Source organism: Aquimarina sp. AWH4_224, from assembly GCF_056160245.1.
In genome coordinates, this window is record NZ_JBSWWU010000008.1 from 238,377 (window position 1) to 251,283 (window position 12,907).

General features: G+C 36.1%; 11 protein-coding genes. 6 read left to right on the forward strand and 5 right to left on the reverse strand.

The window, feature by feature from the left end; translation table 11 throughout:
- Positions 1-69: 69 nt before the first annotated feature.
- Positions 70-948 (forward strand): hypothetical protein, encoded by an 879-nt coding sequence (locus ACXAGJ_RS16810; RefSeq protein ID WP_474841287.1) that lies wholly within the window; start codon positions 70-72, stop codon positions 946-948.
- Between the two features lie 27 nt (positions 949-975).
- Here ACXAGJ_RS16810 and ACXAGJ_RS16815 read toward each other — a convergent pair whose 3' ends face one another.
- Positions 976-4,245: a M36 family metallopeptidase gene (locus ACXAGJ_RS16815; RefSeq protein WP_474841288.1), complete on the reverse strand. Its 3,270-nt coding sequence runs from the start codon at positions 4,243-4,245 to the stop codon at positions 976-978.
- A gap of 410 nt (positions 4,246-4,655) precedes the next feature.
- Here ACXAGJ_RS16815 and ACXAGJ_RS16820 point away from each other — a divergent pair, with 410 nt between their 5' ends.
- The 4 genes from ACXAGJ_RS16820 (at position 4,656) to ACXAGJ_RS16835 (ending at position 7,249) form a co-directional block, all read left to right on the forward strand.
- Complete coding sequence (locus tag ACXAGJ_RS16820; RefSeq protein ID WP_474841289.1) at positions 4,656-5,138, forward strand: YdeI/OmpD-associated family protein; 483 nt, start codon at positions 4,656-4,658, stop codon at positions 5,136-5,138.
- 111 nt (positions 5,139-5,249) lie between these two features.
- Positions 5,250-5,831 carry a superoxide dismutase family protein gene (locus ACXAGJ_RS16825; RefSeq protein WP_474841290.1) on the forward strand — a complete coding sequence of 194 codons (582 nt, stop codon included), beginning with the start codon at positions 5,250-5,252 and terminating at the stop codon, positions 5,829-5,831.
- 85 nt (positions 5,832-5,916) lie between these two features.
- On the forward strand, positions 5,917-6,447 hold the full coding sequence (locus ACXAGJ_RS16830; RefSeq protein ID WP_474841291.1) for an RNA polymerase sigma factor: 531 nt from the start codon (positions 5,917-5,919) through the stop codon (positions 6,445-6,447).
- A gap of 7 nt (positions 6,448-6,454) precedes the next feature.
- Complete coding sequence (locus ACXAGJ_RS16835; protein WP_474841292.1) at positions 6,455-7,249, forward strand: anti-sigma factor; 795 nt, start codon at positions 6,455-6,457, stop codon at positions 7,247-7,249.
- A 53-nt stretch (positions 7,250-7,302) separates the two neighbouring features.
- Here the strand turns inward: ACXAGJ_RS16835 and ACXAGJ_RS16840 are convergent, their stop codons facing one another.
- The 4 genes from ACXAGJ_RS16840 to ACXAGJ_RS16855 all read right to left on the reverse strand — a co-directional run bounded on the left by ACXAGJ_RS16840 (position 7,303) and on the right by ACXAGJ_RS16855 (position 11,557).
- The gene (locus ACXAGJ_RS16840) at positions 7,303-8,460 is read right to left on the reverse strand and encodes a hypothetical protein (RefSeq protein WP_473286131.1); all 1,158 of its coding nucleotides are present in this window, start codon (positions 8,458-8,460) and stop codon (positions 7,303-7,305) included.
- Positions 8,461-8,774: 314 nt separating this feature from the next.
- Positions 8,775-10,064 carry a tetratricopeptide repeat protein gene (locus ACXAGJ_RS16845; RefSeq protein ID WP_474841293.1) on the reverse strand — a complete coding sequence of 430 codons (1,290 nt, stop codon included), beginning with the start codon at positions 10,062-10,064 and terminating at the stop codon, positions 8,775-8,777.
- A 153-nt stretch (positions 10,065-10,217) separates the two neighbouring features.
- Entirely contained in the window at positions 10,218-10,832 is a 615-nt protein-coding gene (locus ACXAGJ_RS16850) for a DUF4331 family protein (protein ID WP_474841294.1), read from the reverse strand.
- A gap of 23 nt (positions 10,833-10,855) precedes the next feature.
- Entirely contained in the window at positions 10,856-11,557 is a 702-nt protein-coding gene (locus ACXAGJ_RS16855) for a DUF4331 family protein (protein WP_474841295.1), read from the reverse strand.
- A gap of 164 nt (positions 11,558-11,721) precedes the next feature.
- On the opposite strand from ACXAGJ_RS16855, the gene ACXAGJ_RS16860 reads away from it, so the two are divergent.
- Entirely contained in the window at positions 11,722-12,906 is a 1,185-nt protein-coding gene (locus ACXAGJ_RS16860; RefSeq protein WP_473286128.1) for an LETM1-related biofilm-associated protein, read from the forward strand.
- Position 12,907 lies beyond the last annotated feature (1 nt).

Here is a 12,907-nt window from a genome sequence, read left to right on the forward strand (position 1 = left end):
ACACTCCTTTTTACAAAACATAACTATATCTTCAACTAATGTTAACATCAATATGATTTATTTTGTGGCATGAAAAACTCAACTACTTTATGGATTATAAAAGGCTCCGTATTTCTTATTTTTATTGGACGAGCCTGGCAGCACCTATTTTGGGATGCTCCTTTTCGTTCCTTTTTTTGGGATGAAGCCCTGTTGAAACCGATCGTAGAATCTATACTTGATATCCCCTGGAAAGAATATGTAACTAGCGATACAACCGATGCCGTAATACAGAACAGTATTCGGATCACCGGAGTAGTATACTTATTGGCTGCCATAGTTTCTCTCACTGTGAATACCGTTCCAAAAATGTGGCAAAAAATTCCAATTTATACAGGGGGCATAGGTTTAATCTTGTTATCCGTATTAATGGCTAAAGAAAAGTTCTATCACTTGGGTCAGTTTTTTGAACACAGCATACAGTTTAGTACTCCGTTTGTATTTATTCTATACTTTAAGGATACTATCAGTAAAGAACGTACTATTCTTATCCTTAAGATTTTGATTGCCCTTACCTTTTTTTCACATGGATTATATGCATTTGGTTTTTATCCTGTTCCGGGGAAGTTTGTAGATATGGTAATTCAAATTTTTGGGTGCTCAGAGTCCAGCGCATTAACCTTTTTGTACATCGCCGGAATTCTTGACTTTATTGTTGCCGCTTTAATTTTTGTACCCCAAATAATGAAGTATGCACTTTGGTATGCAGTAGTTTGGGGGTTACTTACAGCGTTGGCTAGAATAGTAGCTAACTTTTATATCGATTTCCCTCTAGAGTCTTTGCATCAAAATTTGTATCAAGTAGTATATAGATTACCTCATGGCCTAATACCATTAGCAGTATTATACTTAACACAGCATCAAAGCAAACCTACAATAAATTATAAAAGAAAAAAGGCCGTTGTATAACGGCCTTTCCTTTCTCAACAAATCAAATTAGTTAATTATAAAACGTTCAACAGTCTTCATATGCGAATTTTGGATTTGAAGCATGTACATACCTGCTCCAAGGAAATCCACATTAATCCAACCATTACTGTTAAGTTGTCCTTTTCCTACTTCTTGACCCATTAAATTAATAATGGAATATGAAGTATCATTTGATTTAGACAACTGATTATTAGGCATAAATACCTGTAATACATTTCCTTTTTGTAAAGGGTTTGGTGCTATTCTGATCGAAGATAACTGACCTTCGTCCTCCGTTCCTATTTGTGCGGTAACTGGTCCAAAGTCCACTCTAGCAAATGATGATCCACAAGAACCTTCGAAGATTTTTACATTAGAGAATGTAGAGGTGTTACCTGAACCTGCATCATTATCATTAATGAATACCAGTCTATCCATACTACCTGTATAGAAGTTACCTACAGGTATTGTATATGTTGTTGTTCCGTTTGAGTAATTATCAAAATTGGTTACCCCATAGTTTTGAGTACCGTGAACTTTGAAGTATCTGGTAGATGTTAAGCTATTATCATCTTCGAAACCTACCGCATGGATTTCTCCTTGACTAGTACTGCTAAAATCGAACTCGATTACAGTGTTCGCAGTTACTGTATAATTTAAAGGAATAAACTTCCAAGTGTTATTAGTAAGTGATAATGAAGCTCCTCCACTTCCGATAGAGAAATTACCCGCTGAATCCTGATTAGAGAACGAGTTGATAGTAAAGTTATTGAAGTTAAGCGCGTCACACGTTGGATCAGGGTTCCCAGATCCTTCCTGGATACTTACATCATCGATAGCGATATCACTCTGCCATCCTTGATTACCACTACCTGTTACAACGTTAAATCGTAATTGCACGCTAGCTTGTCCTGCATAAGCAGAAAGATCAACATCTGCGGCATTCCAGTTACTACCTTGGGCTCCAGTTCTGCTGAATACACTTGTCCATACTCCATCATTATTGGTTCTGGCTTCAACATTTAAGCTGTTGATAGCACTTCCTAACATGTGGTACTGGAAAGTAAGTGTTGGAGTTGACAAACTACTGAAATTCAAACAAGGAGAATTCAAGATCGCTCTCTTATTAGGATATCCAGTTCCATTTCCAGAAGCTTCAACATAAAGATAGAAACTACCATCTGCTGCACTTGATGGTCCAGTCCCATTAGAAGGAGTACCATTTGCATCTCTAGTCCAGTCTAAGTCATCACCTGTAGTTGCTTGTGCCCACTGTCCTAAATTTGTTTCAAAACTTTCACTGAATGGATAAGAAGTCACGTCACCAGAACAATCTCCAGTTCCGGGACCAGGTCCACCACCATCACAAGGGTTAGTGAATGAAACAGTTTGGTCTGTTTGTCCGTTAGAACCTCCGTTATTATTTTCATTAGCTCCTTCACCTACTCCTCTTTCAGCAAATGCTTTCCAGATTAAACATCTGTATTGACCTCCATAAAGATCTTGATCAGCTTGAAGGATTCCGTCACGTCCTGAGACAAATCCTGGATTATTGGCAGTATTCTTAAGTCCTTCTACTACTAAAGCCATAGCAATATTATTCCCTCCTGTTCCATTATAAAAATCTGCATCAAATCCTTCTTGATCGATAAGTAACCAAGTCATATCCCACAGAATTGTGGCAAAAGCATATCCCACACCGTGCGGTCTTGCCAATCCTCCTATATCTGCATAGTCGGTATCATTTATAGATCGATTCGTAGAATAACGAGTTGGTCGAATACCCGCTCCATCTGTTGCTTGTCCAAGCACATAAGCTCCTACACCTCTCGCATCTGTACCTTGATCTCCCGCTCTCATTGTAAGCATTAGACCAAAATAGTCAGACCATCCTTCACCCATTTGCTCAGATCCTCCAAGCACATTTGAAGAAGGCCCACCTACCAAACGAGTAGAGATTCCATGACCATATTCGTGTACGATAATTACATTATCAAAAGATCCATCTCTTCCAGGGTTGGTTCTATTCCACAAGAACATCTGCATTCTAGGGTTACCCCCATCTCCTGGTGTTGCAAAATTAGCATTGTTGGTTCCGCTTCCATCCTGAGCATCTGCATTTACAGAGTCGCCTCCTGCTCCTCCTCTTCCATAATTATTTTCCTGGAAGTTTCCACTAGCTTCATTAAAACCATATTGATAGAATACATCGTGGATAATATTATTCCAATAGAATAAATTGGTAATAGATGCGCTTAGATAATTACTTGGTGCTTGGTTTAGATTTACAGGGAAATCAAAATCCAGGCCTGATCCTCCATCAGGAGAAAAACCAGTACCATTGTTTCCGTTGCTATCATCTTGAGCTCTAACATTGTTACCTCTAGTAGTGGTGAATTCTGCACCAGCACTACCATTGGTATCGTGCCAACCAAAAGGTGATGCTGTAGCCTCAGCTGGATTCGTTACAATAGAACGTCCTCCATGAATTGGACTTTCTATCGGCATTGGGTATACATTATAAGAATCCGGAGCAAATGCTAAAGATTCTGCCTTTGTCATCGGACCTACCATATGATCTTCAACATGATCCTCAATCAATAAAGATTCTCCATGGTTATGACTATGATTGTGATTTGCATGACCTGGCTCATCAAAGCTACAGGCTACTACCCAATCTTCTTCATAAACCACATTTCCAGTATTAGCATCCACATCAGCTACCCACCAGTGTTGTCCGTTCTTTTGATAAATACTTACATTCCAACATAGTACTAATTGATCTTTAATCAATCTATATACCTTTTTGGCTTCTATAGGATAATCTGCCATTGATACACCAGAGTTTTTATACACTAATACATCTCCTAGCTTAGACTTCTTGGAGGTACGAGACAAACTTTTGGCTTGGATGAGTTTGTGTTTTCCGATTACAGCATTAATAGCTTGTTCTGGAGTTATTCCAGGACTAACCGAGTTAATTTTACTATTTATAGCCTCAACAAACTGATTAATCTCAAAAGTAACCTTGTTATTTTGTACTGTTAATTTATAACTCCCATTCATGATCGGAATGTCGTTATACATTTGTCTCAGGTATACATGCATAATTCCCTTTTTGAGTGAAGGTACCTGATCAGTAATTACATATTTGTAATCATTGATAGTAGCCTGAGATTTTGAAGTGTGTGAAATCGCGTCTTGAAAATGATTTTGGACAATACTACTAATGTCCTGTGCGAAGGTTGTTTGGCATATCAAAAGAAATAAAACGCCAAACGAGTAGACTTTTTTCATAAATATGTGTATTGAGTTTGTAGACCATAAAATTAATGAAAAATGAATGATTTATGATAATGATTGCGAAACACACACTAAATTATCATAAATTAACTTATATATTATTTTATATTCAACACATTTGTTAAATCATTCTTTTTTGTCCATTCAATATTCTGCAACTATTATAAACACTGTTGATGACAAAAAAATATGTGAAACAAAAAGCTAACTATTTGATAAACAAATGATAAAATAACCTTTTTAGGATTACGGGAAAAGTGTACAAATTTGATGGTGTTTTACCGGTGCATGGGGAAATTTCCACCCAAAAAAAGTAGATTTTGATTAACAAATTCTAATAAACGCTAAACAGGATATTCTGATACAAGAAAATAAGGAAGTCTTATCTTTACCAAAAACAACGAATGAGCACCTTAAGTTTTGAGACACATTTACATTCGGCACATACTTTTGTAGTACCGCATAATATCGCACACTCTTTTCTTGATAACGGTTTTAAAAGAGTAATCGTTACTATTTTGTTTGAAGGCAGGTCGGTTTCTTTTCATGCTGCTATTCAAAAGTTTAACAACCAATATCATATTACTTTTAATAAAGCCAATCAAAAAAAAATAAAGGTATTCCCTTCGGATTACTTTACGGTAGAGTTAACAGAAGACACCTCTAAGTATGGCGTTCAAATGCCTGAGGAGTTTGATGCCGTTCTACAAAGTGATCCGCAAGCATTTGAGATTTTTGAATCCTTAACTGATGGAAAAAAGAGAAGTCTCATTTACTTCATACTAAAAATAAAAAACTCGCAAAATAGAATTAATAAAGCTCTCATTATCGCAGAGAACCTTAAACGAGGAATTAGAGATAATCAAGAATTAATAAAAAAAATGTAATCATATTCTAAGTTATCAATACACATTCTATAGGTATTTAACTCTCTATTCTTTTGTTATCAACCAAAACTACACTATCTTACCCTAGTAAACAAAGGACAAGTTATAATTATGAGAGCGTTACAATTGATAGTCTTTGCTTTCTTGTCAATCGTAATTATTGGCTGTAAAGGTGAAAAGAAACAAGTAATAGATCCGACTACTACAGTTGAAAAATTATATAAAAAAAAGGAAGCAGAAGTTAAAACCATCACTATAGCATTAGCCCCTAAAAGTGATAGTCAAGTTTCTGGTAAAGTTACTTTTATCGAAACCGAAGGTATTGTGAATATGACCGCAGAACTCAACGGACTAGATGAAGGAGAACATGCAATACATATTCATGAAAAAGCAGATTGTTCATCTCCTGACGGAAAATCTACAGGAGGGCATTGGAATCCTACTATGGAACCTCATGGGAAATGGGGAGCAAAAGAAGGTTACCATAAAGGTGATATTGGGAATCTAAAAGCAGATGCTGACGGCCATGGGGTGATTAATTTTGCAACTACAGAATGGTGTATTGGATGTGATGATGACAAGAAAAATATTTTAGGTAAAGCAATAATTGTACATCAAGGAACCGATGATTTTACTTCTCAACCTTCTGGAGCTGCTGGTAGCCGAGTAAGTTGTGGTGGAATCATACAGTAATCTAAATAAAGAAATGGTTTTCAACGAGCTCTTTTCCTTTTAACACACTAAATCATTATTTAATAGTTTACCCTCACACACTTTAATGCAACCCACAGCACTTATCATAGCATTACAAAACAAAGAGCAATCTGCTTTGCAAAGCATTTATGACATGTATGCTACTAATGTCTATGGGATTATTTATAATATATTAAGAGATAAAGAATTATCCGAGGAGGTTTTACAAGACGTTTTTATCAAAATTTGGAATAATGCACATTCCTATTCAGAAAAAAAGGGTAGATTCTTTACCTGGATACTCAATATTGCTCGTAATGCAGCAATTGATAAAACCAGATCAAAAAGTTTTAAGAATTCCTATCAAAACCTTGAAGCCGAAAATTTCGTAGATATATTAGAAGACAACAATAACTTTTTAAGTAAAGTAGATAGTATAGGAATAAAAAAATATATCAGTGCTCTAGAACCTCTTTGTAAAAAAATAATTGATTTGCTGTTTTTTAAAGGCTTTACCCAAAAAGAAACTGCAGAAACTCTGGATATTCCTTTGGGAACAGTGAAAACCAGAAATAGGATTTGTATCGATAAACTAAAACAAGTCTTAGAAGTATAAGAAATACATGGATATTAAAGAATACATAGCATCCGGGATTTTAGAACTTTATGTTTACGGTTCTCTTTCTGAAAAAGAGAATACCGAGGTGTATGCTATTTTGCAAAAACATCCAGAAGCTCTGGCGGAGGTTGAGCGAATCGAAAATTCTTTGAAAGAACTATCTGCTGCAGTAGCACCGGATTTGGATGCATCCATATACTCAAAAATCGAAAATCGTATAAATCCTGAAGATAATTCTGTAATTCCGATTACTAGAAAACGTAGCAATTTACCGATGTATATTGGTTGGGCAGCTTCAGTTGCCTTATTAGCTGGTTTATTTGTGCAATTGAATAAAAATAAGGAGCTAAGACAACAACTGGTAGAAAATCAAATAGAAAAGCAATTGCTTGAAGGCAAAATTCAAGTGGCAGAAGAAGATTTGTCTCAAACAAAAAACTTACTAAGCGTTTTACGTAATAAGGAATTTATCCAGGTTCCATTAGCTGCTCAACAAGTAGATCCTAATGCCTATGCTACAGTATATTGGGATAAAGAAAATCAAAAAGCTTATATTGATGTAGCCGGGTTACCCACTCCTCCTCCGGGAAAAGTTTATCAGGTTTGGTCATTAGGCTTGAACCCTTTAACGCCAACAAGTATGGGAACGTTGGATGCTTTTACTGATAATGAAAATAAGATCTTCTCGTTATCCAACCCTAACAATTCTGAAGCCTTTGGAATTACCCTAGAACCAGAAGGTGGAAGTGAATCTCCTACATTAGAAATGCTATATACGCTTGGTGCGGTAGAATCATAAAAAAAAGGGTTAAGATAACATCCTAACCCCTTTATTATTTTTACAAACTTTTCCTAGTTCGTCTCTGTAATCATAGCGTCGCTATTCATAAAGATGTTTGCTCCAGAAAGCTTGTCGATCTCAAAACTGAATGATGTTGTTGGTGTATCAAATTGCTCTGAGAAGTTGTTTGGTGTATTAAATCTTCCTGTTCCGTAGTTGAAGTTGATCTCGCACATTTCGTATCCTGGATTTACAGAATATTCAATTTTTAATCGAGTATCGCTTACAGAAGATACGTTGATGTGTCCAACTTCGGTACTAGTGCTGATATCACATCCATTTGGATTCGTGATCAATTCAATATTAAATCCAGCATCTCCTCTACTATCGATAAACACATATGCTAAGAATGTGTTGAATACGTCATTCTCGCAGAATCCACACTCTTCGTGGAAACCATATGCTTTTACACATTCTGGTGCACAACTTTTCACACAGTACTCAAAAGAACGTACCCACTCTCTGTAGTAGTAGCATCCAGAGTAGTAAGAATATCCATACTCCTGAGTTAAGTTTTTGTTGTATGCAAACGCAGAATAGAAACACTTGCTGTCTGCATCGTAAATTTTAGAATACGCTACGATCTCAAAACAATCTAAGTTAATAGATGATAATGGAATAACGTAAGCCGCTTTCTTCGTTCCTCCAAAGTAGTAAGGAAAAGCTTTGTAGTTAAATTTACGTAGATTAGGAAATCCATTAGAATAAAATGGAATCTGTCCTTTTTCACCAATATACAGATATACTTTTTTCATATATCTAGACTTATTGGCCTTAAAGAATAAGTATAAGTTTTCTCCGTCGTTAGTAACTTCTACTCTACCTACTCTTTTCTTTTGTGATCCAACTAATAGTGGAATAACTTTAGTTTCCCCACAACCTGCTGCTTTTACATCATCAAGAGTTAAATCAGTTGGTTTTAATAATGTATAATCGTAGTGACCATACGTTTTTGCACCAAATTCTTCAGGAGCGTTTTCTTCTTCATCGTGTCCTCCCTCTTCTTTGGTTAATCCTTCTGACCCGTCATTTTTAACAAAGTCAGGTTCTGCAACTTCGCTTGCAGGTTCTTCCATTAGTTCATTTTCCTCACTCTTGTTACAAGATGTGTAAACAAAAAATAAAGCAATGAACGCATACTTCAATACTGATACGTAATTTGTTTTCATATAAGAATGGTTTTTGGTTGAAATTTCCCCTTTTGTGGGGTCAAAACTAATAAAAAATAGTATTCAAAAGATGTGATAATCAGGCAAAACCGACATAAACAATGATAAATTCGATGATCTCCACAACTCATATATCAGAACACCCAAATAGTAAGATTAATAATACAAAAAAGCTTGCCTACTCCCCCAAGTAGACAAGCCATCATCTAAACATCAAAAAACAAAAATCAAAAATTATATATAAGTTATACTCCCACAAGAACGTATGCATTCTCTGGCGTAAATGATATATTGTTATTGGTTGCAAAAATCAATTACAAGTTCTGTACTTTTACAGCAGTAAGCGGACCTAACTCATAATCGCTCTCTATCAATTCTTCCTTGATCACTTCCATCTTATCCAAAAGTCCATTGGCCTTATAAATCTGAGCAATATGCAGATTGGCAACTGGCTCAAAGGTTTTGTCCACCACATATGCGTTTACCAGATTCAAAGCTTGCTTGTATTCTCCTTTCAGATACAGAATGTATGCTTTCAAATCATAAGATTGAGGTGTGGGTCTATTGTTAATCTCAATTTCCGCCAACGCCATAGCCTTATCAAACTGCTTATATTCCTCGGCCAACAGTATCGCATTATGAACATTATACATTACCCCATAGTTGGGATTGTCAACTCCTTCCTGGTAGTTCTTTAGATTGTCTTCCTTTTGCGTTTGATCTGCTAAATACTCGCTGATTTCTGCTTTCAACAGGTAATAATTCGGGCTCTTACTGTTCGCAATCACGTTGTTCATTATTCTTAGAGCTTCCTGCGGTTTCTTTTCGTAAGAATAGGCTATCCAAGCGATACCCTTTTTGGCATAGGTATATGAAGGATCTATCTCCAACGCTTTCAAATAATGTTGATACGAATCTTTGATCCTACCTGCATGTCCATAATAATCGCCCAAATTGGTGTAAGACCATAACATGAGTGCTTTGTTGTTCTCCTGTTCTACCAGTTTTGTGGCTTTCTCCATATATTTTATGGTCAAATCGAGATTACCTTTGAAATCACTCCACTTTGCCAATCGAATTAAGAAGTTGAAATCATTATGATCTGCGATCTTTTCTAAATATTTTGAAGCATTATCGTATTCTCCTAACTCCATCGACACATCAAACAACACCATTTTCACAGTCTTGTTATCATTAATTTCTCTTGCGGTTTCTGCAGCTGCTTTTGCATCTATAAAACGATGCTGGGTACTATAATTTTGAGCAAGAGCTAACCAATAATTCTCTCTTTTGAAAGCGGCTATATCTGCAGATCTTTGTAATATTTGTTCGGCTTTTTTTAGGTACGAAATCTCACCAGTGGCCTGAAACAAATCGGTATATGCTTGAGCCACGGGCCCCATAGATGCAATTTGGGTACTATCTTCTTTTATTCTTGCATTCCAGAATGCTAATTCGTACTCAGCTTTCAGGATCTTATCCTGATGATCTATTTGTAAGTAGCTTTCATAATCGCTTGTGTTACTTATTCTTTCGGTTTCTTCTTTACAAGAGGCGAAGAGGATTACAGCTATTAAAATGTATAAGGCTTGAATTGTTTTCATCTGTTTAAGATTTTAATGTTTAGTTTTTTTAAACCACCGCTACGTATGGAACATTACGTCATGGTATTCATAATGCTGCAACCCCTATGACATATGGTAGATTTATTTGATTGCAACGTTATATGTAGTAGCGGTGGTCAAAAATTTAGCTTTTTATGAAGCGTGTGGCGGTTCTAGATATGGAAATGAAGCCAAAGGAGTTTCTCCGGATGCATCCACTCCATCACTAACCAAAATCGGAAGATCTGGGTTCCCGTCTCCATCAAGATCCTGCCCATTAAAACGATCTCCGTTTTGTCCTCCAAAAATCAATATCAATGAAATATCAATGACATCATCTGTAAGTCTTCTACCCGTTAATAGATTTGTACCGTCAAAATAAGTAGTTGGAGCATCTGGTGCTACTTGTAGTACATCTGCCGCCAAAAATGTGGTAAGTTGTACAGCATCTTGACCAAGAATATTATTTTCATATTGTGCTCCGTATGCACCGTAAAGACGAACTGCCTCTTCCAAAAATAACGGTTGAAAAATTGGCACTCTTTCTGAAGGGATGGTAACATTAAACGCATCTTTGTTTGCTCCATCGTCAAATCGTAATAACGCACTGTTTATTGCTGGTCTACCCATTTGATCTACCTGAGCAAAGGTTCCTGTAAAATCTGGTCCTGGATCAGGAATATTTGGATTTCCTTCGTCATCATTGTTACAGCTCGTCGCAAACAATAAGGTGATCAAAAGTAGGGTGCTATATTTTAAAATTTTCATGATTATAGTTTTTAAAAATTAGATTATTGTTTTCTTTTGGTTTCTACCCATGCGTTAAACACTTCTACATTGGTTCCTGCAGGGTGGCTAAATGTTCCTCCTAATAAAGAATTAGGAACTTCGATTACTACGGCCAGCACATTGGTACCATCGAATGTATCAGTTCCATTTCTATTGAAACCTTCTGGAACCACTTGCCCGCGAATAACTTGTGAAAAACGATCAAAATCGAAGAAAAAAGGATCTTCTCTAAGTCCAGCGAAATAAGAAATTCCATTGGCTGTAGCCGTATTAGCGGCTGCTCCCGTACTAATCGCTACTTCTCCGCGCAGAGATGTGGTTACGTCGATTACACTGTTCAATCCTGTATTTGATGGCGCATAAGGACCAAAGAAATACATCGTTCCATCTCTTGGAATGGCTTGGATTACCATGTCCTCGACCATATCACCATCGTTATCAATATTGATTTCGATAAGGATATCTTCATCAAAAGAAGCATCAGCTCCAGGCATCTGCAATCCTTGTACAGTAGTAGCAAAAACTGTATTGTCCGGATTTGCTCCTTCATAAGCGTAAAAATCGGCAATGTCTGCTCTGGCATCACCTCCGTCTGCTAATCGAATACCTGGTGCATCAATGTGATCTGCTGCCATAAGTATTACTGCAACCAGAATTAGTAAGCTACCAAACAGAAGCACGTTTGTTTTTTTAATAGAGTTCATTTTTTTAGTTTTTAAAAAGTTTACGCCTATACTTACGAGCCATTATTAGGGTCGGTTTTCTTGATATCGTTAAATGTTTGTTAATGATTATCGTAAACATCATAACACCATCGTTACTGTTTAGAAAAAAAATAAACCTAAATTTGTAATAAACTGGTAGATTAATGAACCCTTCTACTTCTGGATGGATTGATAAATATCTTAGAGATTTGGATGATGACTCTGAAAGACTTCAGTGGTCATTTGAACAATTATATGCGGGATTGAGAAGTGCCGGTTTTATCTATGGGACTTCCATCCATTCTTTAATAGATAGTAGTTCGGATATTACCTATTCTGAAGAAGAAAAAACAAAGATCAATTTATTGACTGCTTTGGTTGTGGTGTATTACGACACCATACAGAATGCTAATCCTAAAGATTGTATTAATGCATTAGTACAGTTTTATGGTTTTCTGGACACCAAAAAATCGTTTTTCTCTTTTTCTAACGTACTCCCAACTAATAAAACAGAAAAACTAGAAAAGATCATTCATGCCAGAATACAAACGAATGAATCGATCTTCAGAAAAAACTTTAGTCACTTGCTCACCAATGCGCTATTGTTCATTGATGTTTTAGCTTTTGATTATTTCTTGATTCACAACAAAAACCCTTTTGAGTACGCTGCCCAACTAGAAGAAACCTTAACTAATACCGTTTTTCTGGCATTAAATTCTAAAGATGAACAAAATGAACATGATAAATTATTAATAAAGTTGTTTGCTTCGTCGGTGAGATACACCAATATTTCTACTGAAGAAGATGCAAGTTTCGATTATATCGAGTTGGATCCCTACACCGATGATATTGAAAAAAAATATATACTAGATCTTTCCAGTATGGCTATTTGGAATGATAAAGAATTGGATCAAGGAGAGCAAACCTTTATGTCGGCACTGGGAGCAGAACTCAAATTATCAAATGCCGAGGTTAAAGAATCCATAGATATGGTTCATGAATTTATCAATGCTCATAAAGATCAGATCGCGTATTTCAATTATTCGAATCCTGCGTTACATTTCTATCAACAAACCTCAAGAACCGTAAGTATTTTGGTATTGAGAAATAAGAAAAGGTTGATCAAGGAAATTACTGAAAGTAAAGAACTAATGATTTTATTAGGTCAGTCGGCAATGAGAGAACTCTCTAAAGAAGAAAAACAACAGGTAAAACAACAACTTATTGATATTTGCAAGACCATTCCTTCTCTTGCTATATTTATCTTACCGGGAGGAAGTCTTTTGCTTCCCCTACTCATAAAATTTATACCTCAGTTGCTACCCTCTGCATTCAACGAAAATAAATAAG